Raw genomic sequence first — 25736 nt, forward strand, 5'->3', positions numbered from 1 at the left:
GGATGTCGGCTCAGGCGTGCAGAGCGCGCTCGGAGATGTACGAGCGGAGCTGCTGCTCGTCGTCGGGCATGTCGGTCACGCGCTGCGGCGCTGCCAGCAGCGCGCGGGTGTCGTCATCCGGCTCGACGGTCTCTCCGAGCGCCTCGGAGATCAGATCGGCGAACTTCTGCGGCTTGGCCGTCTCGAGGACGAGCATCGGGATGCCGGTCTCGATGTGCTCGCGGGCGACCTTGGCGCCGTCCGCGGTGTGCGGGTCGATCGTGACGCCGGTCCTGTCGCGGAAGTCGCGGATCGTGGCGAGCCGGTCATCGTGCGTGCTGGTGCCGCTGAGCAGCCCGAACTCCTCCTCGAACCGGTTCAGCTCGGCGGACAGGTCGATCTCGTCGCGTTCTTCGAGTTCGTGCCACGCGGCGGCGGTGCGCTCGGGGTCGCGGCCGAGCAGATCGAACACGAAGCGCTCGAGGTTCGAGGCGCGCGAGACGTCCATCGAGGGGCTCGAGGTGGCGAGGGTGTTCGCGGAGCTGCGCGGGCGGTAGTGGCCGGTGCGGAAGAACTCGTCGAGCACGTTGTTCTCGTTCGTGGCGAGGACGAGCTTGCGGATCGGGATGCCCATGCTGCGGGCGTAGTGCCCGGAGAGGATGTTGCCGAAGTTGCCCGACGGCACGGCGAACGAGACCTCGAACGTGGAACGCGCGTCGGTGTCGACCTCGTCGGTCGTGCGCAGCCACGCCCAGACGTAGTAGACGATCTGGGCGGAGATGCGACCGAAGTTGATGGAGTTCACGGCGCCGAGGCTGTGGGCGCGCTTGAAGTCGAGGTCGGTGTTCAGCCGCTTGACGAGGTTCTGGCAGTCGTCGAAGACGCCCTCGACCGCGATGTTGTGGACGTTCTCGTCCTGCAGCGAGTACATCTGGGCGCGCTGGAAGGCGCTCATGCGCCCCTGCGGGGAGAGCATGAAGACCGAGACGCGATCGAGGCCGCGGAGGGCGTGCTCGGCAGCGGAGCCTGTGTCGCCCGAGGTGGCGCCGAGGACGTTGAGCACGCGGTCGCGCTTCTCGAGCACGTACTCGAGAGCCTCGCCGAGGAACTGCATCGCCATGTCCTTGAAGGCGAGGGTGGGTCCTTCCGACAGGCCCACGAGCGTCATGTCGTCGCCGAGCTCGCTCAGCGGCACGATCTCGTCAGCGGCGAACTTGCCGTCGCCGTACGCGCGCGAGGTCAGCCCGGCGAGATCGTCACGCGGGATGTCCGTGGCGAACAGGCCGATGATCTCGGTCGCGAGCTCGGGATAGGTCAGCGGACGCAGACGCTCGAGCTCTGCCGCACTCAGGTGGGGAAGCGCCTCGGGAACTGCGAGGCCGCCGTTGGGGGCGAGCCCCTCGAGGAGGACATCGCTGAACTGTCCGAGTGTGCCGCCGCGTGTGGAGATGTACTGCAAGTCTCGAACCTCGTTCGTGCTGGAGATGGATGCCGGGAACCTCGGTTCCATCGTAGGGCGTGGCACGGACGTGGTTACGCCGGGATCAGCGCCTGCTCAGGAGCGCACCCCGATAGGCGCAGAGATTCTAGGGAGTCGGGGTCCCGCCGTTGGCGTTGAGCGTCTCGCCGTTCACGTAGCTCGACTCGCCGGACGCGAGGAAGACATAGGCGGGTGCCATCTCCACCGGCTGCCCCGCTCGTCCCAGTGGTGTGTTCTGGCCGAACTTCGGCAGCTTCTCCTTGGGCTGTCCGTCCGTCACCTGGAGCACTGTCCACACGGGTCCCGGCGCCACACCGTTCACGCGGATCCCACGGCTGGCCACCTGCTGCGCGAGGCCCTTTGTGAAGTTGTTGATCGCCGCCTTCGTGGATGCGTAGTCGAGCAGATTCGGCGATGGTTCGTACGCCTGGATGGATGTGGTGTTGACGATCGTCGAACCAGGACCCATGTGCTTCAGCGCAGCCCGCGAGAGCGTGAACATGGATGTGATGTTGACGTGGAAGGTTTCGTCGATCTGCTCGTCGGTCAGCTCGTCCAGTGACTCGCTGATGACCTGTTTTCCGGCATTGTTCACCAGGATGTCGAGTCCGCCGAGTCCGTCGGCGGCAGCATCCACGAGGCGCGCGCGGTAGTGGCGGTCCATCAGATCGCCCGGCAGCGCCACCGCGGTTCGCCCGGCCTGCTCGATCGCGTCGACCACGCGACGGGCGTCCTCCTCTTCTGCGGGCAGATAGGCGATCGCCACGTCGGCACCCTCCCTGGCGAAGGCGATGGCCACCGCGGCGCCGATACCGGAGTCACCACCGGTGACAAGAGCGCGGCGGCCCTGGAGTCGGTCGCGACCCACATACGAGTCCAGGCCGATATCCGGCGTCGGCTCGGCGCGGACGTCGAGTCCGGGCTCTGGCTGATCCTGCTCCGGCGGTGACACCTTCGGATGCCGGGTGGTGGGGTCGTCGTGGGCGAGCTGGCCTTCGCCCTGCGGTGCGTTTGCGTCAGTCATGAAGAACCTCCTGTCGTTGCCGACCAGGCTCCTTCATCATTTCGTGATGTCAGAGGGGGTTGGGCGAAGCGCACCGTCTGAGGTATACGCGGCGATCGACCCGCAGCCTCGCCACATGGTGACGCAAGTCAACCCCCTGAACCGCTTCGATCCATGCGCGTACGGTTCGGGGAACCGACCGACAGGAGAGATGATGAGCGATCCGAAGAACACTCACGGAACACCCGGAGCCGACGAGGAAGCCGACACCGCATCCGGCGGCGCCCCGGAGGACACCGACGAGGTCATCGAAGACGAGACCACCGATGAGGAGGGCAGGCCGCTCGAGAACCCGTCGGGAGGCTGAACGCCGGCAACTCAGGGGGCTACCTTGACCGAACAGCGATCAGCGGCCCCGTCGCGCTCCCTGACCGTCTCCGTCGTGATCCCGGTGAAGGACGACGCCGATGCGTTGGGGTGCTGTCTGCGCGCTCTGTCCCTGCAGACCAAGGCACCTGATGAGGTCATCGTCGTCGACAACGGTTCGGAGGATGAATCGGCCCAGGTGGCGGCGGACGCGGGCGCCACAGTGGTGCGCTGCGAGGCGCCGGGGATCCCTGCCGCAAGCGCGTGCGGGTACGACCGCGCCACGACCGACATCGTCCTCAGGCTCGATGCCGACTGCGTTCCCGGCAGTGGATGGGTGCAGATCATGCGCCAGGCCTTCGCCGCCGAACCGCATGTCGCAGTGTTCACCGGCGGTGCGCGCTTCGTCGACGGCCCGCGGATGCTGCGCACACCGCTCGCCGCCGCATACCTCGGGAGTTACGTCCTCGCCGGGGTGGCCGCCCTCGGGCACCTGCCCGTGTTCGGCTCCAACATGGGATTCCGGCGTGCGGCTTGGCAGCGTGTGCGCGCTGCGGTGCACCTGGATGCCACCCTGCACGACGACTTCGATCTGGCGTTCCATCTCGGCGATTCTCACCGCATCCGCTACGTGAGGAAGGCCGAGATGGGAATGTCGATGCGTCCTTTCGGCGACGTGCGGAGATTCGCGTGTCGCATCCGTCGAGGGTTCGCCACAGTCCTCGTGCACTGGCCGCGGGACTTCCCGCCCATCCGCTGGCAGCGCCTCCTGATGCTTCGTGCGGCGTCGGGGCTGCGTGGGCGCTTCCGATGAGTTCGCGCGTCACTCCGATGATCGGGCACGTCGCCGGCCCGGGCCTTCACATCATGAGCCTGAACGTCCGGCGGCGAATGGGGGGCGCTCGCGTGGCGGCCCGCAGATCGATGGACGCGTAGGGCGCCTCGGCTACGTGCACTGCTCGCGTCGGAGCGACCATCACTGCTGGCAGCGCAGGAGGCGCTCCCGAGCCAGGTGGAAGTGGCGCGCGATGCGCTTGGGCCGTCTTACCGCTACGTCGGCCACGGACGCGGTGCCGACGGTGCCGGCGAGGGGTGTCCGATCGTGTACGACGCCGAGCGGCTTCGGCTGCTGGAGTGGACACAGCTCGCTCTGTCCGACAAGCCACACGTCGCGGGCTCGAGCTCCTGGGGCAACTGGCTGCCTCGTGTCGTCGTCCGTGCCGTATTCCGAGATGCGACGACCGGCGCGGAGTTCGTCGTTCTCAACACGCACCTCGACCCGTTCTCGTCGCGCTCGCGTGTGCGATCCGCGGAGCAGATCCGGCGGTGGGCGATGCGCGAGCGCGTTCCCGCCATCGTGTCAGCGGATCTGAACAGCGATCCCGAATCCGCCACTGTGGCGGCGATGCTCGAGACAGGTGCGCTCCGGGATGCCTGGAATGCGGCATCCTCACGTCTGACGCCGGAATGGGGAACCTATGCCCGTTACCGGGCGCCACGCCGAGGTGGGCGACGCATAGACGCGATCATGGTGTCGGAGGACGTCCAGGTCGACGCCGTCGGCATCAACGGCGGGCCGTACGGCGGCGGGTGGGCTTCGGACCATCTACCGGTACAGGCCGTGCTCCGCCTTTCAGGCGAGAGAGGATCCCGATGATCGACAACTTCCTGCGACGGCCGCAGAGCATCGGCGAGATCGCGGCCGACACCATCCGTGTGATCGGCGTGCTCAGCATCGTCGTGGCAGCGATCTGGTTCTCGCCCACAGACGCGGGGATCCTCGCGTTCGCGCTGCCCGGGCTTCTGGCGCCCAGGTTCGTCGGGATGCGTGCCTCGTTCGACATCGTCTATGGCGTGACGCTTCTCATCGCAGCGTGGAGCAATGTGCTCGGTCTCTACTCGGCGATTGCCGGATGGGATCTGGTGATCCACGTTGTGGCGACGGGTGTCATCGCCGCGATGCTGTATCTCTTGCTCGTGAGGTGGGAAGTCGTCAGTTCTCCTGTGGATGCGGGCTTCAGAGCGCGGACACCGATGGTGATCGTGCCCGCGCTCGGTCTCGCTGTGAGCGCTGTCTGGGAGATGGTGGAGTGGGTGGGTCACACCTTCATCAGCGACGAGATCTTCGTGGCATACGACGACACGATCGGCGACATGGCCGCCGGCGGCCTCGGGGCGCTCATCGCCGGCGCCGTCGTCGCGCGAGTTCCTCTGGAGCGACGACAGGTCGCCGACTGACTGAATGCGCGTGATACGCGGCGCCTTGGGCACTCTATGCTCGGCGCTATGCGTCCTAGCCCGCCATCCGAGAGTCATCCGGTACTTCGCACCCATCGGGCGCTTCGCCCCGGTTTCGGCACCGAGGCGGCGGTCTACGGCACGATCTTGGTCAGCGGGCTCATCGCCGTGTCTTCTGCGCACGGCGAGACGTCTGCGGTGGTGCTGCTGACGGTGGGCGTCACCGTGCTCGTGTTCTGGGCCGCACATGTATACGCGGGAGCGGTCGCTCGACTCGGCGATGAAACGGGGCCGCGTCTCGCGGTGGGGACAGCGGTCGCTCTTTCAGTACGGCACTCTCTGGGCATGTTGAGCTCTGCGGGGGTACCGGCGTTGATCCTTCTGGCGGGTACGACCCGATTGATCCCGGACGACCTGGCCAATGAGATCGCGCTGTGGTCGGGGACGGTCATCCTCGCGTTCCTGGGCTACGTGGCATTTCTTCGGCGAGGGAGCGGGATGATCCGGCGCATCGGCGGTGCGCTGGTCACGGCGTCGTTCGGAGTCGTCTTCGTCATCCTCAAGGCCTTCGTGCACTAGTGGGTCCTCCCGTTCGGTGCCGGTTTGTCGGTACGGTACGGGTGTGGACACTCAGCTCATCATTGGCACTCAGGTGGATTCCGGAGCCGTTGCGGGGCTCGCGCCGGGCAAGTTCAACCGACACACCTTTTGGTGCGGGCAGAGTGGCTCCGGGAAGACGTATGCGCTGGGCGTGGTCCTGGAGCAGGTGATGCTCGCCACCCGTCTCCCCGTGCTCATCTTCGACCCCAACTCGGATTTCGTTCGCCTGGCAGAGGCACGACCCGAGACAAGCGCCACCCATGCTGCACGGTGGGCGGAGCGACGGATCCGCGTGCTCGGACCGGGAGGCGACGAGCCCCTTCAGGTGCGTTTCGTCGATCTTCCGACGCGGAGCAGAGCGGCCATCATGCAGCTCGACCCGGTCGCGGAACCGGAGTCCTTCAACGCATCCCTTCGCGTGGGCGAGCAGATGCGGAGCGATCCGCCGCAGCGGGGCGAGCTCATCGATTGGCTACGGCGCGACGGGGACCCGGATCAACGGCGTTTCGTCATGCGGCTGGAGAACCTGGGAATCACGGAGTGGGACGTGTGGGCCTGGGGTGGCCGCGACGCATGCGACGTCGTCGACGAGAACCACGACGCGACCGTGCTCGACCTCGGTTCGCTCCGGGAGCCGGGGGAGTTGAAGGCGGCGGCCCTGGCGGTGCTCGACCACCTGTGGGAGAACCGGGAAGCACGCCAGCCACGCCTCATCGTGATCGACGAGGCTCACAATCTGTGCACTCCCGATCCCACGACCCCCGTAGAGCGTCTGCTGACCGAACGCATCGTCCAGATCGCCGCTGAGGGGCGCAAGTACGGTCTGTGGCTGGTGCTTTCGACGCAGCGTCCGTCGAAAGTGCACCCGAACGCATTGTCGCAGTGCGACAACGTCGCCCTGATGCGGATGAACGCCCCGACCGACCTCGCGGCACTCGCCGACGCGTTCGGGTTCATCCCGACCGAGCTTCTGAATCGATCTCCACGATTCACGCAGGGACAGGCGATCTTCGCAGGCGGATTCAGCCCCGAACCGCAACTCGTGCAGATGGGCGCGCGCATCACCGCCGAAGGCGGATCGGACGTTTCCGTGCCCATGCGCTGATCTCTCAGCGGAGATCGCCGAGCACCTACGAGAAAAGCCGCCTGAAACCAGGCGGCTTGCTCGTTACTCGTACAACCCTTTGTGCCCCCGACAGGAGTCGAACCTGCGACCTACGGTACCGGAAACCGGCGCTCTATCCACTGAGCTACGGAGGCGTACCGAACGACGATATCACTGGTCGGGCGTGCTCTCCGCACCGCCGGCCTCGGTCACCGGCGCCGCTTCGATGTCGGCGAGCGCTGCGGCCACCTTCTCAGCCAGATAACGGTGCCCGTCGGTGGAGGGATGCTTGTTCCCGAGGTCGACGTCGATCACGGCGAGGTAGTTCAGATCCGTGATCCACTCGTCCTGCACGGCCGAGATGTACCACCAGCCCCGAGCGCCGGCGAGAGCAGCGAGATCCTGATCGATCCGCGCGGTTCCGGCGCCGACGGGGAGCTCGTGCGGGGCGGGCCCCAGCACGACGATCGCCGCTTCCGGATACTTCGACGTCAGAGCATCCCAGGCGGCCGTCACCGCGTCGCGGTAGCCGTCGGCGCCCTGAGCGCGATCGTTGATGGATCCCTGGACGATGACGAGATCGGGAGCGAGGTCCGGGTCGAGTGCGGCGATGCGCTCGCCGAATGCCGGCCCGTCCAGCCCCGGCTTGAGGTACCCGCTGCCGCGTACGCCGTCGACGATCGTCTCGCCGTCCAGCAGCTCCGCCAGGACGTACGCGTAACCCAGCGTCGGCTCGCTCGCAGCGGACCCGTACGTCCACGAGTCGCCGAAGACGAGCACCCGCGGATGCTCGGGCAGGACGAGCGGCGTCGGAGCCACCGTCAGGACCTCTTCCGAGGCGAGGATCGGAGCATCCATCGCGGCAGGCACCCACGGCCGCCACACGCCCAGAATCACGCCGGAAACAGCCATCGCGAGCACGATGCTCAGCGCAGTCACGCGGCCGCGTCGCCGCATCTTCCCCAACCCCATGGGATGAGGGTAGGCGATCGTTCGCGCAACACCAACTCAGCGCGGAAAAACACCCATCCTCCGCGCCATAGACTTGATGGGCTATGAACCCCGACACTCTCGCCGAAGCCATCCTCGCCGTCGTCACGCCGATCGCGGCTTCCCTGCGACCCGACGAGACGCTCGACATCGACGCCGCCGACATCCCGCTGGAGCGTCCACGCAACCGGGACCACGGCGACTGGGCATCGAACCTCGCGATGCGCCTTGCGAAGAAGCTCGGCACGAACCCGCGCGAACTCGCCCAGCAGATCGCCGATGAGCTCGTCGGCATCGACGGGGTGGCCAGCGCCGAGGTCGCCGGTCCTGGATTCATCAACATCCGCCTGGATGCCGCAGCAGCCGGCGTGCTTGCGAAGACGATCGTCGAAACCGGCGACGCCTACGGCCGCAACGACTCGCAGCAGGGCGTGAGCGTGAACGTCGAGTTCGTCTCGGCGAATCCGACCGGACCGCTGCACATCGGTCACACCCGCTGGGCTGCGCTCGGCGACTCGATCGTCCGCCTGCTCCTCGCCAGCGGCGCCAACGCCGTCCGCGAGTACTACATCAACGACGCCGGCGCCCAGATGCAGCGGTTCGCGGCATCCGTCCTCGCCGCCGCGAAGGGAGAGCCGACTCCGGAAGGCGGATACCCGGGGGAGTACATCACGACCCTCGCCGGCCGCGTGCTCGAGGCGCGCCCCGACCTGCTCGACCTTCCGGATGCCGAACAGCTGCAGGTCGCCGAAGATCTCGCCTACGCGTACCAGCTCGAGGAGATCAAGAACTCGCTCGACCAGTTCAACGTTCCCTTCGACGTCTGGTTCTCGGAGCGCACCCTGCACGCCAAGGACGACAGCGGCTCCAGCCTCATCGACCGCGCCGTCGACCGGCTGCGCGAGCAGGGCCACGTCTTCGACCTCGACGGCGCCGTCTGGGTGCGCACCACCGACTTCGGCGACGACAAGGACCGCGTGATCCGCCGCTCCAACGGCGAATACACCTACTTCGCCGCCGACGCCGCCTACTACCTCGACAAGGGCGACCGCGGCTTCGAGAACAAGATCTACATGCTCGGTGCCGATCACCACGGCTACGTGCACCGGCTCAAGGCCGTGGCCGGCGCAGCGGGCCAGGACCCGGAGAAGAACATCCAGGTGCTCATCGGACAGCTGGTCTCGATCCGCGGTGCGCGGCTCAGCAAGCGCGCCGGCAACATCATCGAGATGGACGACCTGCGCGCATGGATCGGCACGGACGCCCTGCGCTACGCCCTGGAGCGCTCGCCCGCCGATTCTCCGCTCGACCTCGACCCGGAACTGTTGCAGAAGCGCACCAACGACAACCCGGTGTTCTACGTGCAGTACGCCCACGCGCGCACGCACAACGCCAGCCGCAACGCCGCCGACTCCGGCGTCGACCGCACCGAGTTCGCCCCCGAGACGCTCTCGCACGAGACGGAGTCCGCACTGCTCGGCGCACTGCAGGAGTTCCCGCGCATCGTCGCCTTCGCGGCCGAGGTGCGCGAGCCGCACCGCGTCGCCCGCTACCTCGAGGAGCTCGCAGGCCTCTATCACCGCTGGTACGACAACTGCCGCATCACTCCGCTCGGCGACGACGCGATCGAGAGCGTGCACCGCACCCGCCTATGGCTGAACGACGCCACCGGTCAGGTGCTGCGCAACGGTCTCGACCTGCTCGGCGTCTCCGCGCCGGAGCGGATGTAACGCTCCCCACGGAGGAACCAATGAGCGACGAGCACCCCACGCTGCCGTACCCGGAGCCGTCGGCGGAGCATCCGACGCTCGTGATCCCGGGCGGTGACGAGCAGGCAGCACCGGCGCCGCCCGCGAAGCGACGTGCCCGCTGGCCGTGGGTGCTCCTGATCGTGGTCGTGGTTCTCGCCGCCCTCGTCGTCGCTGCGGAGCTCGTCGCACGAGCCGTGCTCCCCGGCGTCGTCCGCGGCATCGTGATCGAGCAGCTCGATCTGCCCCAGGACCAGCAGCTCCAAGTGGATGCCGCCGGCATCCTGCTCCCGCAACTGATCGGCGGACGGCTCGACGAGCTGCACCTGTCGACCGACTCCGTCACGTTCGGGGGCGTCACAGGAGCCGCCGACGTCACGGCGACCGGAGTACCGCTGCGCGGAGGCGACCTCACCGAGGCCCACGGCACGGTGCGCATCGATCAGCAGCAGTTCACTTCGCTCATCACAGCCTCCGATCTGCCGATCGACGAGATCACGTTCGCCGAGCCGGATGTCACGGCGTCGGGCAGCTTCGACGTCTTCGGCATGCCGATTCCGGTCGCGCTGACGGTGACACCGGGCGCGGATGCCGGTGACGTGCTCCTCACGCCAGTGAAGCTCGAGGTCGCCGGGCTCAGCCTGAACGCAGCCGAGATCGCGGAGCGCTTCGGCGGGGCCGCAGCGCAGATCACCGAGCCGCAGCGCATCTGCATCGCCGATCAGCTGCCGGCCGGGCTCACCGTGACCGGACTGCAGATCGACGGCTCAGAGGCCGTGATCGACGTCGACGTCGACGGCGCGATCGCCACCGACGAGAGTCTTCAGCAGAACGGCACCTGCGACTAGTTGTGATGTCCAGGGACGTTGTTGCGTGAATTGCGTGTGAGCTGTTGACGGGTGAAGGCCTCCCGTTGCGAGAGTGGAGCTGTCTAGGAACCACTTTTCGCACACAGGAGGCCTTCGTGTCCCACGCTAACGCTGCTCTCGCTCCGCGCGCTCGTCTGCGCTTGGCCAAGCTCATCGTTGAAGACGATTGGCCGGTCGCCGTCGCGGCGAAGATGTTCATGACCTCGCCGCCGACGGCGCGCAAGTGGGCGGCGAGGTTTCGGACCGAAGGGTCCGCGGGGATGTTTGATCGTTCCAGTCGGCCATACTCGATGCCGACGAAGACGCCGCCCGCGGTGGTGAAACGGATCGTGAAGGCGCGGTGGCGTCGTCGGCTGGGGCCGGTCCAGATCGGCGGTGAGCTCGGCGTCGCGGCGTCGACGGTTCATGCCGTCCTCGTGCGTTGCCGGATCAACAGGCTCAGCCGCATTGATCGGGTCACCGGTGAACCGATCCGCCGCTACGAGCACGACCATCCTGGATCCCTGATCCATGTCGACGTCACGAAGTTCGGCAACATCCCTGACGGCGGAGGGCACAAGTTCCTCAGTCGACAGCAGAGCAAAGCCAATGCCCAGGCGCAGGCACGCCGGACTGGTGAACGCGGACGCGAGTACCGGCCTCGTATCGGCACCGCGTTTCTGCACACCGTCATCGATGACCACTCCCGCGTCGCCTATGCCGAGATCTGTTCGGACGAGAAGGCCGCCACCGCTATCGGCGTGCTCGAACGCGCTGTCGCCTGGTTCGCCGATCGCGGCGTCGCCGTCGAGCGGGTGCTCTCTGACAACGGGTCCGCTTACCGCTCCCATGCCTGGCGGGAGGCATGCATTGGACTCGGGATCGTGCACAAGCGAACCCGCCCCTACCGGCCGCAGACGAATGGGAAGATCGAGCGTTTCCACCGCACCCTCGCCGATGGCTGGGCCTACGCCCGCTTCTATTCCTCAGAGAACGAACGCCGCAACGCGCTGCCCGGCTGGCTGCACTTCTACAATCATCACAGGCACCACTCCGCGATCGGAGCCCCGCCCGTCAGCAGACTCAACAACCTGCCTGGACATCACAACTAGCGCTGCCTCGGCCGATATCTTCCCTACAGGTGAGCAGACCGGCTCACCCCTATGGAAGGAGCAGATCATGGCTCTAGTGATCGTCCACGCGACGATGACCCTCGACGGACTCATCGCGGATGCGGACGGCGGGGTGGATTGGATGTTCGGCCGACCCTCGGCTCCCGAAGACGACACCCACGTCGACAACGTCATCCAGAACATCGGCGCTGTCGTCGGGGGAGCGAACAGGACGCAGACCATCGAAGACGGCGAGATCCCTTATGGCGGGATGCTGAAGGTGCCGGTATATCTCATGACCCACACCGAGCACGAGCCGATCGAACGCGACGGCGTCACCTACACCTTCGTGGTCGACGACATCGCACGGGCGGTCGAGGATGCCAAGGCGGCAGCGGGGGACAAGTGGGTCAGTCTGCTCGGAGGAAGCATCTCGCGACAGTGCCTCCTTCTCGGACTCGTCGACGAGCTCCACCTCGACGTCGCGCCGGTCCTGCTCGGCGAGGGCATCTCGCTGTTCGCAGGGCTAGGACAGCGCATCGAGCTGGAACGCGTCGAGACATCAGCCTTCGCGAGCGAAACCCACCTTCGCTACCGCGTCCTCACCCATTCGCAGGACGCCCTCTAGCCCTCGCGCTCCGCTGCCTCGGCTTCCTCCGCCTTCCGCAGCGCGCGAGTCTCGACCATCACGTCGTGCCGGGCCCGCTGCACCCGCCGCTGCGCGAAGGTCTGCGCACCGCGCGCGAGCACCCGGTCCTGCTCCTCCTCGGTGCCCGTGACGATGTAGGCGCACGCGATGAGGATCACCTGCGAGCTGAGGTTCAGCCAGATCAGCAGGGCGAGCAGCGAGGCGAACGACGCCAGCAGCGGATTCGAGGTGGCACCGCCGACGAAGAGGCTGGACAGCTCCTGCAGTACGAGCAGCCCTGCGCCGCCGAGCAGCGCGCCGGGCCACACCGAACGAGCGGACGCGGGCTGACCGGACAGCAGCCGATAGACCCCGAAGATCAGGAGGCTGTCCAGCGCGAACACGACCACCAGCGATATGGCCCGGAGCCCCCACTCCGCCGCCGGTGCATCCGCCGGCAGGCCGAAGAGACCCGCCGCCCAGCCGATGCCGATGCGCGCGATGAACGTGACCCCGGCCGCCGCGATGAACGCTGCGGCGATGCCGATCGCGAGAGCGATGTTGCGCAGGATTACCCAGAGCCAGAACATGTCGTCCAGCACCGCACCCGCGATCCTGCGCACGGCCGTGCGCAGAGACCCGACCGCGCCGAGCGCCGCGCCGATGAGAGCGACGAGCGAGATGATCCCGGCGATGTTCAGTCCGAGAGGCGCCTCTATCTTGGTGGGATCCTTGACGACGCCGTCCTCGCCCAGCAGGCCGGGGACGGCCCCGTCGATGGCGTCGAGGATGGCTTTGAACACGTCCGGATTACCGGCGAGCCAGATCGCCGCCAGCGAGAAGCCCAGCAGGAGACCGGCGAACACGCTGAACAGCGCGCGGTAGGTGACGCTGTCGGCCAGCATCGGACCGTGCCGCTCCGAGTAGAGCAGGTAGGCGCGGACGGGCTTGCGAGCAAGAGCCCAGGCGATCACCTTCTTGATCAGCCCGGCGATGCCCCCCGCTTTCTTGGTGTGCTCGTCGGCCTTGCTGGTCTCGCTGGTCTTGCTCTCCATGGCACTCACCGTAATGAATCGTGATCTGTCTGCGGGAGGGGCTTGCGTGATGCGGGGGGAGCCTGGCAGGTGCCATAGAATCGGGGCAACCTCGCGCGGCCCGTCTTCGCCGAGGCCTCCCCTCCGACGATTGGTGCTGTGTGCTTTCCCCTGCAGACTCGCTCGCCCCGGACTGGCTCGTCGTGCCCGAAGACGTGAACTCTCTCGCGGACGGCGTGTGGCCGGCATCCGCGGCACGTGACGAAGAGGGTGCGCTCGTGATCGGGGGGATGCCGGCGGCGCAGATCGTGCGCGAGCACGGCACACCGGTGCTCGTGCTCGACGAGGACGAGGTGCGCGGCCGTGCCCGTGCCTTCCACGATTCCTTCGCATCGGCCGCAGCGCAGCACGGTACGACCGCCCGCGTGTACTACGCCGGAAAGGCGTTCCTGTCCACTGCGGTCGCGCGGTGGGTGACCGAGGAGGGCCTGAACGTCGACGTCTGCACGCGCGGCGAGCTCGAAGTCGCGCTCGCCGCCGGCGTGGATCCTGCCCGCATCGGGTTCCACGGCAACAACAAGCTCCCGAGCGAGATCGACCGCGCGGTCTCTGTCGGCGTTGGCACGATCATCGTCGACAGCGCGATCGAGATCGAGCGGGTCGCCGCGGCCGCAGAGCGGCTCGGCACTGTGCAGAAGGTGCTCGTGCGCGTCAACAGCGGGGTGCACGCCGAGACCCACGACTTCCTCGCCACAGCTCACGAGGACCAGAAGTTCGGCATGCCTTTCACGGATGCCGAGACCGCCGTCGCCCGCATCCGAGAGCTGTCCTGGCTCGAGTTCGTCGGTATCCACTGCCACATCGGCTCGCAGATCTTCGGCGTCGCCGGATTCAGGGAGTCGGCCTCCCGCGTGCTGGAGCTGCACGAGAAACTGCGTGAAGGCGGCGAGATCCCGATCCTCAACCTGGGCGGAGGGTTCGGCATCGCCTACACGAGCGTCGACGACCCGACACCCATCGAGCAGCTCGCCACCGAGATCGTCGACGTCGTCGCCGCGGGGTGCGCACAGCGCGGCATCCCGCTGCCGATCTTGGCCTTCGAACCGGGGCGCGCGATCGTCGGCACCGCCGGCGTCACCCTGTACGAAGTCGGCACGACCAAACCCGTGCGACTGGGCTCCGGCGCGGAGCGGTTGTACGTCAGCGTCGACGGCGGCATGAGCGACAACGCCAGGCCCGCCCTGTACGGCGCGCAGTTCTCCGCGCGCATCGCCTCGCGCACGAGTACGGCAGAGCCCGCGCTCGCCCGGGTGGTCGGACGGCACTGCGAGTCCGGTGACATCGTCGTCGACCACGAGTACCTCCCGGCCGATGTCGCCCCGGGCGACCTGCTCGCGGTTCCCGCCACCGGCGCGTATTGCGCGTCGCTTGCGAGCAACTACAACCACGTCCCCCGTCCCGCCGTCGTCGCAGTCTCCGGTGGCACCTCGCGCGTGATCGTTCGCGGCGAGACCATCGACGACCTGTTGGCACGGGATGCCGGGATCACCCAGAACGAAGGAGCACGATGACCCAGCCCCGATCGAGCGATCAGTACCGACGACTGCGGGTGGCGCTGCTCGGCGCAGGCGCCGTCGGCTCGCAGGTGGCCGACCTGCTGCTGCGCCACGGCGACGAGCTCGCCGACCGCGCCGGCGCATCGCTGGAACTCGCCGGGATCGCCGTGCGCGATGTGGATGCCAAGCGCGACGTCGAGCTCCCTGCGGAGCTGTTCACCACTGACGCCGAGAGCCTCATCGTCGGCAGTGACATCGTCATCGAGCTGATGGGCGGCATCGAACCGGCGAAGGGCAACCTGCTGCTCGCCCTGAACTCCGGCGCAGACGTCGTCACGGCCAACAAGGCGCTGCTCGCGACCCACGGCACCGAGCTCTTCGAGGCGGCCGATCAGGTCGGCGCCTCGGTGTACTACGAGGCGGCAGCCGCCGGGGCGATCCCGATCATCCGCCCGCTGCGCGACTCGCTCGCCGGTGACCGCGTCGTGCGCATCATGGGAATCGTCAACGGCACGACCAACTACATCCTCGACCGCATGGACACAGAGGGCGCCGACTTCGCCGAGGTGCTCGCCGACGCGCAGCGTCTGGGCTACGCGGAAGCCGACCCCACCGCGGATGTCGAGGGCTACGACGCCGCGCAGAAGGCCGCGATCCTGGCATCCCTCGCCTTCCACACCACGGTGCCGCTCGATGCCGTCCACCGCGAGGGCATCACCTCGATCACGCCGTCGATGATCGAAGAGGCGCGCGCCGCTGGCTTCGTCATCAAGCTGCTCGCCGTGTGCGAGCGCATCACGGTCGACGGCTCCGAGTCGATCTCGGTGCGGGTGTACCCGGCCCTCGTCTCGCGCACGCACCCGCTCGCATCCGTGCACGGCGCGAACAACGCCGTGTTCGTCGAGGCCGAGGCCGCCGGATCCCTGATGTTCTACGGCGCCGGCGCCGGTGGCGTCCAGACCGCTTCCGCCGTGCTCGGCGACGTGGTCTCCGCGGCTCGCCGCCACATCGCCGGTGGTGTGGGCGTGGGGGAGTCCACCCGCGCGAACCTGCCGACCGTTCCGATCGGGCACGTCATCACCCGCTACCAGATCACGCTCGAAGTGGACGACCAGCCCGGCGTCCTCGCGGCCGTCGCGAGCACCCTCTCCGAGGGCGGTGTGTCCGTCGCGACCGTGGTGCAGACGGTCGATGACCCTTCGACTGGCTCAGGGACCGAGTCGTCCGCTCCGGCCGACGGCAGCGGGACGGCGCGTCTCATCATCGGAACGCACCGTGCGGCCGAGCAGGCACTCAGCGACACCGTCGAGGCGCTCGCCGCGAGCGACGTCGTCGAGCGGGTCGTCTCCGTGCTGCGCGTGGAAGGCGAGTGATGGAAGGGCGCACCGTCCTGGTGCAGGTGCCGGCCACGAGCGCGAATCTCGGCCCCGGTTTCGACACGCTCGGGCTCGCGCTGAGCGTCTACGACGAGCTCACTGTCACCGCCTTGGATGACGACCGCCTCGAGATCGAGGTGTCCGGGTCGGGCGCGTCCGAGATCGCCAGGGACGAATCGAACCTCGTGGTCCGCTCGATCGACCACGTGTACAAGGACGTCGGCCGCGAGATGCCGGGACTGCGGATCACGGCCCGCAACGGCGTTCCCCACGGGCGGGGGCTCGGTTCGTCCGGTGCCGCCGTCACCGCGGGCGTACTGGCCGCGAAGGGCCTGCTCGCGGGCGAGGTCGAGTTCTCGGACGCCGATCTGCTGCGCCTTGCGACCGAGCTGGAGGGCCACCCCGACAACGTCGCACCCGCGCTGTTCGGCGGGCTCACGATCGCATGGACTGGCGAGAACGGTCCGCAGCACAAGAAGCTGCTCGTGCATCGCGGTGTGGCGCCGCTCGTGCTGGTCCCGGAGCGGACCATGTCGACGACGCTCGCTCGTTCGCTGCAGCCGCCGCACGTCTCGCGTGAGGATGCCGTCTTCAACGTCTCGCGTTCGGCGCTGCTGATCGCGGCGCTCACCCAGAGCCCCGAGCTGCTGCTGGATGCGACTGCGGACCGGCTCCACCAGGACTACCGGGCCGAGGCCATGCCGGAGACCCACACGCTCGTGCAGGCACTGCGCGCCGCCGGCTTCGCCGCGGTCGTCTCCGGTGCAGGACCGAGCGTTCTCGTCCTCGCGGACGGCCCCGGTGCGCGTCAGGATGCCGTCGAGCTCGCCGAATCCGTTACCGACACCCCGTGGGAGGGCCTCATGCTGGCCGTCGATGTGCGTGGTGGTACAGTAAGGGAACGAGCGGAGGGCTCCACGTAGTTTCGTGAATCTGGCCCCCATCGCAATTCTGCGAGATCCGCACGCAACCCCCAGAACTGATTTCCAGGTTCTGGCTGGCGGGCGCAAAGCGTCTGTCCGTGCGATCGCGCGCAGCACCCGTTGTGCGCGAGAAACGCTCATTTCCCACGACATATAAGGGAGTACTCGTGGAGAATTTCTCCGAGACCCAGAACGATCAGGCGGCGCCCGTCGCCGAAGCACCCGCTGCCGAAGCCGCAGCAACCGAGACCACGGCGCCGCGCAAGCGCGCTCCGCGTCGGGCCACCACTGCCACTGCCGCTGCCAAGGCGGAGCAGGCGCAGGCCGCTGAGGCGTCCCCTGACGCAGCGGCTGCCGCCGCAGCACCCGCCGCGGACGCGGCACCTGCGGAGGAGGCCGCGCCGAAGGCGAAGGCTCCGCGTCGCAGCCGCGCGAAGAAGGCTGACGCGGAAGCCGCTCCGGCGGGCACCGACACCGCAGCGACGGCATCCGAGACGGCAGAGGCGCCCGCCGAGGCCCCTGCAGGGGCAGCACCCAAGACGACCGGCCGCGGCCGTCGCACCAAGAAGGCCGACCAGGCCCAGGCCGACGAGAAGCCCGCCGAGACTTTCGCCGACGAGAAGCCCGCCGCTGACGCCGCGGCCGCCGGCGACGGCGACGCGAAGGGCGCGCAGAAGTCCGAGAAGGGCGCCAAATCCGACAAGGGCGGGCAGTCCGACAAGGGCTCCAAGTCCGACAAGGGCGGGCAGTCCGAGAAGGGTGCGCAGTCCGACAAGGGCGAGCAGTCGCAGTCCGAGTCTGACGGCAACGGCGAGTCGGGCGACGGCGAAGAGGGCTCCGGCCGCAGCCGCAGCCGCAACCGCAGCCGCAACCGCGGCCGCGGCCAGAACGGCTCGCAGAACGGTCAGGACACCCAGCAGAACGCCTCGGACGACGACGGCAACGGACGTGGCCGCCAGCGCAACAAGCGCCGCAGCAGCGGCGGTGCATCCGACGAGTTCGAGACCGAGATCGGCGAGGACGACGTTCTCATCCCCATCGCCGGCATCCTCGACGTGCTCGACAACTACGCGTTCGTTCGCACCACCGGCTACCTCGCCGGCGCCAGCGACGTCTACGTCTCGCTCGGACAGGTCAAGAAGTACAACCTGCGCAAGGGCGACGCGATCGTCGGCGCCATCAAGCAGCCCCGTGAGGGCGAGCAGCAGGGACGCCAGAAGTACAACGCCCTCGTGAAGGTCGACTCGATCAACGGCCTGTCCGTCGACGATGCCGCCACCCGCGTCGAGTTCGGCAAGCTGACCCCGCTGTACCCGCAGGAGCGCCTGCGCCTGGAGACCGCTCCCGAGAAGCTGACCCAGCGCATCATCGATCTGGTCGCCCCGATCGGCAAGGGCCAGCGCGGCCTCATCGTCGCGCCTCCCAAGGCCGGCAAGACGATCGTCCTGCAGCAGATCGCGAATGCGATCGCGCAGAACAACCCCGAGGTTCACCTCATGGTCGTCCTCGTCGACGAGCGCCCCGAAGAGGTCACCGACATGGAGCGCACCGTCAAGGGCGAGGTCATCGCCTCGACCTTCGACCGCCCCGCCGAGGACCACACCACCGTCGCCGAGCTCGCCATCGAGCGCGCCAAGCGCCTGGTCGAGCTCGGCCGCGACGTCGTCGTGCTGCTCGACTCGATCACCCGCCTCGGCCGTGCCTACAACATCGCGACGCCCACCTCGGGCCGCGTGCTCACCGGCGGTGTCGACGCGGCAGCCCTCTACCCGCCCAAGCGGTTCTTCGGAGCGGCGCGCAACATCGAGAACGGCGGATCCCTCACGATCCTCGCCACGGCTCTCGTCGAGACCGGTTCCAAGATGGACGAGGTCATCTTCGAGGAGTTCAAGGGCACCGGTAACAGCGAGCTGCGCCTGTCGCGTTCGCTCGCCGACAAGCGCATCTTCCCGGCCGTCGACGTCAACGCGTCGTCCACGCGCCGCGAAGAGATGCTGCTGTCGCAGGACGAGGTCAAGATCACCTGGAAGCTGCGTCGCGCCCTCGCGGGCCTGGACACCCAGCAGGCCCTTGAGGTCGTGCTCGGCAAGCTCAAGGAGACGCAGTCCAACGTCGAGTTCCTCGTGCAGATGCAGAAGTCGATGCCCGCTCCCGCGGCCGGTGGCTCCAGCCACAGCCACGAGAACAGCATCCGCTGACCCGACCGGAGCAGACGCGTGTTCGAGTCCGTCCAGGCGCTGATCGACGAACACCGCCGGGTGCAGGAGGAACTCTCCGACCCGGCGGTGCACGCCGACGCCGCCCGCGCGAAGCGCGTCAATCGCCGCTACGCCGAGCTCAGCCGCATCGTCGCCGCGCATGACGCGTGGGTCGCAGCAATCGACGATCTCGAGGCCGCACGCGAGCTCGCCAAGGACGATGCGGCGTTCGCGGAGGAGATCCCCTCACTCGAGGAGAACGCGGCGCAGACGCAGGAGCGACTTCGGCGGCTGCTGATCCCGCGCGACCCGGACGACGCCCGCGACGTGATCATGGAGATCAAGGCGGGGGAAGGCGGCGCGGAATCCGCGCTGTTCGCCGCCGACCTGCTGCGCATGTACATGCAGTACGCCGCGCACAAGGGCTGGAAGACCGAGCTCCTCGATCGCAACGAGTCCGACCTCGGCGGCTACAAGGACGTCCAGATCGCGATCAAGGGATCGTCCTCCGACCCCGCCCAGGGCGTCTGGGCGCACCTGAAGTACGAGGGCGGTGTGCACCGCGTGCAGCGCGTGCCGGCGACCGAGTCGCAGGGCCGCATCCACACCTCCACCACCGGCGTACTCGTCTTCCCCGAGGTCGACGAGCCCGACGAGGTCGAGATCAGCCAGAACGATCTGAAGATCGATGTCTACCGCTCTTCGGGACCAGGCGGCCAGTCGGTGAACACCACCGACTCCGCCGTGCGCATCACCCACCTTCCCACCGGCATCGTCGTCTCGATGCAGAACGAGAAGTCCCAGCTGCAGAACCGCGAGGCCGCCATGCGCGTGCTTCGGGCGCGCATCCTCGCCAAGCAGCAGGAGGAGCGGGATGCCGCTGCATCCGACGCCCGCAAGTCGCAGATCCGCGGCATGGACCGCTCCGAGCGGATCCGCACCTACAACTTCCCGGAGAACCGGATCGCCGACCACCGCACCGGCTTCAAGGCCTACAACCTCGACCAGGTGATGGACGGCGCACTGGATCCGCTCATCGAGAGCGCCATCTCCGCCGACGAAGAGGCCCGTCTGGCCGCTGTCGGACAGGATTCCTGACGCACTAGGCTCGGGGCGTGATCACGTTCCTGTTCCGCACCATCATGTACCTCGCTTCGGCGGGGCTCGGCCTCATCGTCGCCGACCTCGTCCTCGAGGGATTCCGGATCCAGTGGGACCAGTGGTGGGGCTTCGTGATCTGCATCGTGATCTTCGCGATCCTGCAGAGCGTGCTGAGCCCGTGGATCGCCAAGCTCGCCGATCGCTACGCCCCGGTGCTGCTGGGCGGCATCGGGATCTTCTCCACGCTGATCGCGCTCATCGTCGTCGTGCTTCTCCCGATCGGGGGCCTGCGCATCACGGATGCCGTCGGCTGGATCCTCGGCTCGGTGATCGTCTGGATCATCACGGCGATCGGATCGGTCCTGCTGCCGATGATCTTCCTCAAGCGCAAGGCACAGGAGCGGCGCAGCCGCTGACGCCGACGACTCAGATCGAGTAGTCGGACGCGAGCCGCAGGTCGCTGAAGTCGTCGTGTCCGCGCCGCTTGCGCGCACGCGCGGGCACACCGGTGAGGATGCTGTCCTCGGGCGCATCCTTCGTCACAACCGCGTTGGCGCCCACCACGGTGTTGCGCCCGACCGTGATGGGCCCCAGGATCTTCGCGCCGGCTCCGACGACGACGCCGTTGGCGAGGGTGGGATGCCGCTTGCCGGTGTCATCGCGCGTGCGTCCGCCGAGCGTGACCCCGTGGTAAAGCATGACGTCGTCGCCGACCTCTGCGGTCTCGCCGATCACGACGCCGGAGCCGTGGTCGATGAAGAAGCGCCGGCCGATCTTCGCCCCGGGGTGGATCTCGATGCCGGTCACCGCCCGCGCCAGCTGCGAGTTCGCCCGCGCGAGGAAGCGCAGCCCGCGGCGCCACAGCGCGTGCGAGGCGCGGTGCGCCCAGATCGCGTGCAGGCCGGGGTACAGCACAGCGACCTCGAGCCCGGTGCGCGCGGCAGGGTCGCGCAGGCGCGCGGCGGCGATGTCCTCGCGCATTCGCGAGATCGGTCCCATGTGCGGTTCAGCTCTCGCGCAGGTCCTCGAACAGTGCCGTGGAGATGTAGCGCTCACCGGTGTCGGGCATCACGACGACGATCGTCTTCCCGTCGTTCTCCGGACGTGCGGCGACCTGCAGCGCGGCCGAGAGGGCTGCACCGGACGACATGCCGACCAGCAGGCCCTCCGTCGCCGCGAGTTCGCGTGCCAGACGCAGCGACTCGTCGAAGTCGACGGCGATGACCTCGTCGAGGACGTCGCGGTCGAGCACATCGGGGACGAAGTTGGGCCCGATGCCCTGGATCTTGTGCGGGCCGGGGTGCCCTTCGGTGAGCACGGGGGAGTCCTTCGGCTCGACGGCGATCACCTGCACGTCGGGCTTCGCCGCCTTCAGTGCCTGGCCGGTGCCGGTGACGGTTCCGCCGGTGCCAACGCCGGCGATGAAGATGTCGACGTCGCCGTCGGTGTCGCGCAGGATCTCCTGCGCCGTCGTCTCGCGGTGGATCTGCGGGTTGGCCGCGTTCTCGAACTGCTTGATCCAGACGGCACCCGGCGTCTCGGCGACGATCTTCTTGGTCTCTTCGATCGCGCCGCTCATGCCCTTGGTCGGGTCGGTGAGGACGATTTCTGCGCCGAACGCCTTCAGCAGCACGCGCCGCTCCTTCGACATGGAGGCGGGCATCGTGAGGATGACCTTGTAGCCGCGCGCGGCGCCGACCATCGCCAGAGCGATCCCGGTGTTGCCGCTGGTGGACTCGACGATCGTGCCGCCCGGCTTCAGTTCGCCAGCGGCCTCGGCGGCGTTGATCATCGCGATGCCGATGCGGTCCTTCACGCTGGAGGCCGGGTTGTAGTACTCGAGCTTCGCGAGAACGGTGGCCCCGACACCCTCCGTGACGCGGTTGAGGCGAACCAGCGGCGTGTTGCCGAAGGCGGTGGTGATGTCGTTGTGGATACCGGGCATGGCTGGCCTTTCACTCGCGGAACGGTGCCTTCACAGCCTATTCGAGCGGATGCGGGACGGGGACCAATGTGACAAGAGGTCGTCGCGGAACACGTACTCTGAAGGGATGCCGGAAACGACCCTCGCCGCCGCCGTACGCGCCGCCGCCGAGCGTCTCGCGGCCGCCGGAGTGCCGGATCCGCTCGTCGACGCGGAGCTGCTCGCAGGGCACGTGCGCGGGCTGCGACGCGGCGAGGTGCAGGCCGCGCTCATCCGCGGGGATCGGCTGACCGAACAGGATGCGGCAGCCCTCGACGCGCTCATCGCACGCCGTGCCGCGCGCGAGCCGCTGCAGCACCTCACGGGACTTGCTCCGTTCCGGCACCTGGAACTCGCGGTCGGGCCCGGTGTCTTCGTTCCGCGACCGGAGACCGAGACCGTCGCGCAGTTCGCGATCGACGCGCTCCTCGCGGATGCCGACCCCACGCCGATCGGAATCGACCTGTGCACCGGCAGCGGTGCCATCGCGCTCGCGATGGCGACCGAGGTGCCCCACGCTCGGGTCTTCGCCGTGGAACTCTCGCCCGATGCGCACGCCTGGGCGGCACGCAACACCGCGGACGCCGACAATCTCACGCTCGTGCTGGGCGATCTGGCCGATACCCTCGGCGAGCTGGACGGCACGGCCGCCGTGGTGATCTCGAATCCGCCGTACGTCCCGGACGACGCGATCCCGAGGGATCCCGAGGTGCGCCTGCACGACCCGTCGATGGCGCTGTACGGCGGGCCCGACGGGCTCGACGTGGTCCGGGTGCTCAGCGACAGGGCGATGCGTCTGCTGCGGCCGGGCGGACTCCTCGTCATCGAGCACGGCGAGCTGCAGGGAGAGCAGATCCGCGGGCTTCTCACCGACGACGGCTGGCGCGCTCCGACGACGCACCGCGATCTGACGCAGCGCGACAGGGCGACGACCGCGCTCAGACCCTAGGCTCGGGCGACTGCGGCTCACGTTCGACGAGGGCTGTGCCCGTAGACTGTCAAGGTCATGTCCTCACTCTTCGACTGCGGCGACGAGGCGCAGCTGCTCGCCGGAATGCGCCACGCGCGTCAGGCGATCGCACGCGGCGAGCTCATCGTCATGCCCACCGACACCGTGTACGGCGTCGCTGCCGACGCGTTCACGCCGTCGGCGGTGCAGCGACTGCTCGACGCGAAGGGCCGCGGCCGCGACCAGCCGCCGCCCGTCCTGGTCGCGGGCCAGTCCGCACTGGCAGCGCTCGTCGAGGAGATCCCCGAGCCTGTGCAGCGACTGGTCGATGAGTTCTGGCCCGGCGGGCTGACCATCGTCCTCCCCGCGCAGCCCTCGCTCTCCTGGGATCTCGGGGACACACTCGGCACGGTCGCCGTGCGGATGCCGGATCAGCGCGTCGCGCTGGAACTCCTCGAGGAGACCGGCCCGCTCGCGGTGTCCAGCGCCAACCTCACCGGCAAGAGCGCGGCGACGTCCGCCGAGATGGCACAGGGGATGCTGGCTGACAGCGTCGCCGTGTATCTCGACGGCGGGCCGAGCCAGACCGGCATCGCCTCCACGATCATCGACGCGACATCGCTTGTGCGTCGTGGCGCCGACGAGGCGGTGGAGCCGCGCGTGCGCATCCTTCGCGAGGGTGCCGTCACCAGGCGACGGCTGGAGAGCGTCCTCGGCGACCTCCTCGAGCCGCAGGAACTGCCGGAGGGCACGGCGGACGGCACGGCGTGAAGCAGTACCTCTTCACGATCATCCTCACGGCGACCATCACATTCGTCTGCTCGTGGGCCGTCTGGCAGCTCAGCCTGCGCTTCAAGCTCTATCCCGGCATCCGGGAACGCGACGTGCACACGACGCCGACCCCGCGACTCGGGGGAGTGGCGATGTTCCTCGGCATCGCCGCCGCGATCGGCGTCTCGGCCGCGAATCCGTTCTTCAGCATCATGTGGATGCCGCCGCAGACCATGTGGGCGGTGCTGGGAGCCGCGTTCCTGATCGCTGTGATCGGGGTGATGGATGACCTGTGGGACCTGGACTGGTTCATCAAGCTGGGAGTGCAGTTCCTCGCGGCGGGAATCATCACGGTGGTCGGCGGCCTGCAGATCCTGTCGCTCCCGCTCGGCGAGATGGTGATCGTCTCGAGCTGGGTCAGCATCGCCGTGACGATGTTCGCGATCGTCGTCGTCATGAACGCGGTGAACTTCATCGACGGGCTCGACGGGCTCGTCGCCGGTGTCTGCCTCATCGCGAACGGTGTGTTCTTCGCGTACTCCTACATCCTCACGCGCGACACCGGCGCGAGCAGCTACTTCAACCTGGCATCCTTCCTCGCCGCCGTCGCGATCGGCGCGTGCCTGGGCTTCCTGCCCCTGAACTGGAGCCCGGCGAAGCTGTTCATGGGCGACTCGGGCGCACTCGTGATGGGACTGCTGATGGCTACCTCGGCGATCGCCCTCACCGGGCAGATGTCCTCGGCCGCGATGGATTCGGAGGAGTTCGGTCGCTCCCAGCTGCTGGGTGCGTTCATTCCGATCCTGCTGCCGATCGTGGTGGTGATGCTGCCGTTGCTGGATTTCGGGCTCGCCGTGTTCCGCCGCATGCGAGCCGGGCGCTCCCCGTTCGCGCCGGACCGCAAGCATCTGCACCACCGCATGCTCGACCTCGGGCACCGCGACCGCGACGCCGTCCTCATCTTCTACGCGTGGACAGCGGTGATCTCGCTGGCAGTGCTGCTGATGTACGTCGGATCGCGCGAGGACTGGGTGGGACAGTACCTGCCCGGCGTCGCCTTCGGCGTCGTCGGCGTCGCCGCCTGCCTGACCGTCACCCTGCTCCCCACCCGTCGTGCGCCGCGCGCACCCGCAGACCACCCAGCTCCCCACGAGCCCACCGAGCCGACCCTGGAGACCCGATGAGCGATACACCCGAACCATCCGCCGCCCCCGCGATCAACCCGGTGCTGCGCACCGTCCTTCTCTGGACCGGGATCGCCGCCGTCGCGCTCATCGTGCTCGGGGGAGGGATCGGCTACCTCGTGGCCGGGGCGGACGGACTGTGGAGCGGACTGGCGGGGGTGGGCCTCGCCGTCATCTTCCTGGTGCTGACACCCATCAGCGTGCTGGTCGCCAACCGCTGGTACGGCAAGGAGATGTTCGCGACGGTCTTCTTCGGGATCGTGATGGGCGGCTGGCTGCTCAAACTCGTCATCTTCATCGTCGCGATCGTCATCCTGCGCGGGCAGAGCTGGGTCGTCCCTGAAGTGATCTTCCTCTCGCTCGTCGCCGGCATCGTGGTCAGCCTCGTCATCGACGGCGTGGCCTTCACGCGCCTCCGCGTTCCGCACGTCTCCGACGTCGCTCTGCCGACGAAGAACCCCGAGGAGCACGAGGATTCGTGACGCCGAAAAAATCTTGATAGTCTGAATCCGGATTCGCTGGACGGGCTCTTGCGTCGTGCGAAAAGCTCAGATTCAGCTCGAATCCCTCACCCAATCTTCGCG

General features: G+C 68.0%; 26 protein-coding genes and 1 tRNA gene. 20 read left to right on the top strand and 7 right to left on the bottom strand.

What is annotated here, in order from left to right:
- Positions 1-10: 10 nt before the first annotated feature.
- Both thrC and MAE01_RS01100 read right to left on the bottom strand, forming a co-directional pair.
- Positions 11-1438, bottom strand: coding sequence for a threonine synthase (gene thrC / locus MAE01_RS01095; protein WP_147037706.1), 1428 nt, complete (start codon positions 1436-1438; stop codon positions 11-13).
- Between the two features lie 127 nt (positions 1439-1565).
- Positions 1566-2483 (bottom strand): SDR family oxidoreductase, encoded by a 918-nt coding sequence (locus MAE01_RS01100; protein ID WP_147037707.1) that lies wholly within the window; start codon positions 2481-2483, stop codon positions 1566-1568.
- A 193-nt stretch (positions 2484-2676) separates the two neighbouring features.
- Between MAE01_RS01100 and MAE01_RS15860 the strand changes: the two genes are divergently transcribed.
- The 6 genes from MAE01_RS15860 (at position 2677) to MAE01_RS01125 (ending at position 6771) form a co-directional block, all read left to right on the top strand.
- Entirely contained in the window at positions 2677-2829 is a 153-nt protein-coding gene (locus tag MAE01_RS15860) for a hypothetical protein (protein ID WP_186806081.1), read from the top strand.
- A gap of 24 nt (positions 2830-2853) precedes the next feature.
- Positions 2854-3642, top strand: a complete 789-nt coding sequence (locus MAE01_RS01105) for a glycosyltransferase family 2 protein (RefSeq protein ID WP_147037708.1) — start codon at positions 2854-2856, stop codon at positions 3640-3642.
- A 141-nt stretch (positions 3643-3783) separates the two neighbouring features.
- Entirely contained in the window at positions 3784-4485 is a 702-nt protein-coding gene (locus MAE01_RS01110) for an endonuclease/exonuclease/phosphatase family protein (protein WP_147037709.1), read from the top strand.
- A complete protein-coding gene (locus tag MAE01_RS01115; protein ID WP_147037710.1) occupies positions 4482-5066 on the top strand; it encodes a DUF2238 domain-containing protein in 585 nt (194 codons plus the stop codon). Before MAE01_RS01110 ends, MAE01_RS01115 begins: the two co-directional genes overlap by 4 nt.
- A 48-nt stretch (positions 5067-5114) precedes the next feature.
- The gene (locus MAE01_RS01120) at positions 5115-5645 is read left to right on the top strand and encodes a hypothetical protein (protein WP_147037711.1); all 531 of its coding nucleotides are present in this window, start codon (positions 5115-5117) and stop codon (positions 5643-5645) included.
- 43 nt (positions 5646-5688) lie between these two features.
- Positions 5689-6771 (top strand): ATP-binding protein, encoded by a 1083-nt coding sequence (locus MAE01_RS01125; RefSeq protein WP_147037712.1) that lies wholly within the window; start codon positions 5689-5691, stop codon positions 6769-6771.
- Between the two features lie 82 nt (positions 6772-6853).
- Here MAE01_RS01125 and MAE01_RS01130 read toward each other — a convergent pair.
- Both MAE01_RS01130 and MAE01_RS01135 read right to left on the bottom strand, forming a co-directional pair.
- Positions 6854-6926: transfer RNA gene (locus MAE01_RS01130), tRNA-Arg, on the bottom strand.
- A gap of 16 nt (positions 6927-6942) precedes the next feature.
- Positions 6943-7743 (bottom strand): SGNH/GDSL hydrolase family protein, encoded by an 801-nt coding sequence (locus tag MAE01_RS01135; protein WP_229718302.1) that lies wholly within the window; start codon positions 7741-7743, stop codon positions 6943-6945.
- Positions 7744-7826: 83 nt separating this feature from the next.
- Between MAE01_RS01135 and argS the strand changes: the two genes are divergently transcribed.
- The 4 genes from argS (at position 7827) to MAE01_RS01155 (ending at position 12097) form a co-directional block, all read left to right on the top strand.
- Positions 7827-9491 carry an arginine--tRNA ligase gene (argS, locus tag MAE01_RS01140; protein ID WP_147037713.1) on the top strand — a complete coding sequence of 555 codons (1665 nt, stop codon included), beginning with the start codon at positions 7827-7829 and terminating at the stop codon, positions 9489-9491.
- 20 nt (positions 9492-9511) lie between these two features.
- A complete protein-coding gene (locus MAE01_RS01145; RefSeq protein WP_147037714.1) occupies positions 9512-10357 on the top strand; it encodes an LmeA family phospholipid-binding protein in 846 nt (281 codons plus the stop codon).
- Between the two features lie 116 nt (positions 10358-10473).
- Positions 10474-11469 carry an IS481 family transposase gene (locus MAE01_RS01150; RefSeq protein ID WP_147037908.1) on the top strand — a complete coding sequence of 332 codons (996 nt, stop codon included), beginning with the start codon at positions 10474-10476 and terminating at the stop codon, positions 11467-11469.
- A 67-nt stretch (positions 11470-11536) separates the two neighbouring features.
- Entirely contained in the window at positions 11537-12097 is a 561-nt protein-coding gene (locus MAE01_RS01155; protein WP_147037715.1) for a dihydrofolate reductase family protein, read from the top strand.
- Here MAE01_RS01155 and MAE01_RS01160 read toward each other — a convergent pair.
- Positions 12094-13152: a YhjD/YihY/BrkB family envelope integrity protein gene (locus MAE01_RS01160; protein WP_147037716.1), complete on the bottom strand. Its 1059-nt coding sequence runs from the start codon at positions 13150-13152 to the stop codon at positions 12094-12096. The genes MAE01_RS01155 and MAE01_RS01160 overlap by 4 nt on opposite strands.
- A 140-nt stretch (positions 13153-13292) precedes the next feature.
- On the opposite strand from MAE01_RS01160, the gene lysA reads away from it, so the two are divergent.
- The 6 genes from lysA to MAE01_RS01190 all read left to right on the top strand — a co-directional run bounded on the left by lysA (position 13293) and on the right by MAE01_RS01190 (position 20701).
- On the top strand, positions 13293-14702 hold the full coding sequence (gene lysA / locus MAE01_RS01165) for a diaminopimelate decarboxylase (protein WP_147037717.1): 1410 nt from the start codon (positions 13293-13295) through the stop codon (positions 14700-14702).
- Positions 14699-16060, top strand: a complete 1362-nt coding sequence (locus MAE01_RS01170) for a homoserine dehydrogenase (RefSeq protein WP_147037718.1) — start codon at positions 14699-14701, stop codon at positions 16058-16060. Before lysA ends, MAE01_RS01170 begins: the two co-directional genes overlap by 4 nt.
- Positions 16060-16986: a homoserine kinase gene (thrB, locus tag MAE01_RS01175; RefSeq protein WP_147037719.1), complete on the top strand. Its 927-nt coding sequence runs from the start codon at positions 16060-16062 to the stop codon at positions 16984-16986. Before MAE01_RS01170 ends, thrB begins: the two co-directional genes overlap by 1 nt.
- 167 nt (positions 16987-17153) lie before the next feature.
- Positions 17154-19184, top strand: coding sequence for a transcription termination factor Rho (gene rho / locus MAE01_RS01180; RefSeq protein WP_147037720.1), 2031 nt, complete (start codon positions 17154-17156; stop codon positions 19182-19184).
- Between the two features lie 18 nt (positions 19185-19202).
- A complete protein-coding gene (gene prfA / locus MAE01_RS01185; protein ID WP_147037721.1) occupies positions 19203-20282 on the top strand; it encodes a peptide chain release factor 1 in 1080 nt (359 codons plus the stop codon).
- 17 nt (positions 20283-20299) lie between these two features.
- Complete coding sequence (locus MAE01_RS01190) at positions 20300-20701, top strand: phage holin family protein (RefSeq protein WP_147037722.1); 402 nt, start codon at positions 20300-20302, stop codon at positions 20699-20701.
- Positions 20702-20711: 10 nt separating this feature from the next.
- On the opposite strand, the gene epsC is transcribed toward MAE01_RS01190, so the two are convergent.
- Entirely contained in the window at positions 20712-21284 is a 573-nt protein-coding gene (gene epsC / locus MAE01_RS01195; protein ID WP_147037723.1) for a serine O-acetyltransferase EpsC, read from the bottom strand.
- A gap of 7 nt (positions 21285-21291) precedes the next feature.
- Positions 21292-22230 carry a cysteine synthase A gene (gene cysK, locus MAE01_RS01200; protein WP_147037724.1) on the bottom strand — a complete coding sequence of 313 codons (939 nt, stop codon included), beginning with the start codon at positions 22228-22230 and terminating at the stop codon, positions 21292-21294.
- Between the two features lie 106 nt (positions 22231-22336).
- On the opposite strand from cysK, the gene prmC reads away from it, so the two are divergent.
- The 4 genes from prmC to MAE01_RS01220 are packed head-to-tail and all read left to right on the top strand — an operon-like array spanning position 22337 to position 25634.
- On the top strand, positions 22337-23197 hold the full coding sequence (gene prmC / locus MAE01_RS01205) for a peptide chain release factor N(5)-glutamine methyltransferase (RefSeq protein WP_147037725.1): 861 nt from the start codon (positions 22337-22339) through the stop codon (positions 23195-23197).
- Positions 23198-23254: 57 nt separating this feature from the next.
- Positions 23255-23968, top strand: coding sequence for an L-threonylcarbamoyladenylate synthase (locus MAE01_RS01210; protein WP_147037726.1), 714 nt, complete (start codon positions 23255-23257; stop codon positions 23966-23968).
- Positions 23965-25152 (top strand): MraY family glycosyltransferase, encoded by a 1188-nt coding sequence (locus MAE01_RS01215; protein ID WP_147037727.1) that lies wholly within the window; start codon positions 23965-23967, stop codon positions 25150-25152. The genes MAE01_RS01210 and MAE01_RS01215 overlap by 4 nt, the downstream gene beginning before the upstream one ends.
- Positions 25149-25634 carry a Cg1360 family ATP-synthase-associated protein gene (locus MAE01_RS01220; protein WP_147037728.1) on the top strand — a complete coding sequence of 162 codons (486 nt, stop codon included), beginning with the start codon at positions 25149-25151 and terminating at the stop codon, positions 25632-25634. The genes MAE01_RS01215 and MAE01_RS01220 overlap by 4 nt, the downstream gene beginning before the upstream one ends.
- Positions 25635-25736 lie beyond the last annotated feature (102 nt).

Origin of the sequence: Microbacterium aerolatum (genome assembly GCF_007988825.1) — a bacterium.
GTDB lineage: Bacteria > Actinomycetota > Actinomycetes > Actinomycetales > Microbacteriaceae > Microbacterium > Microbacterium aerolatum.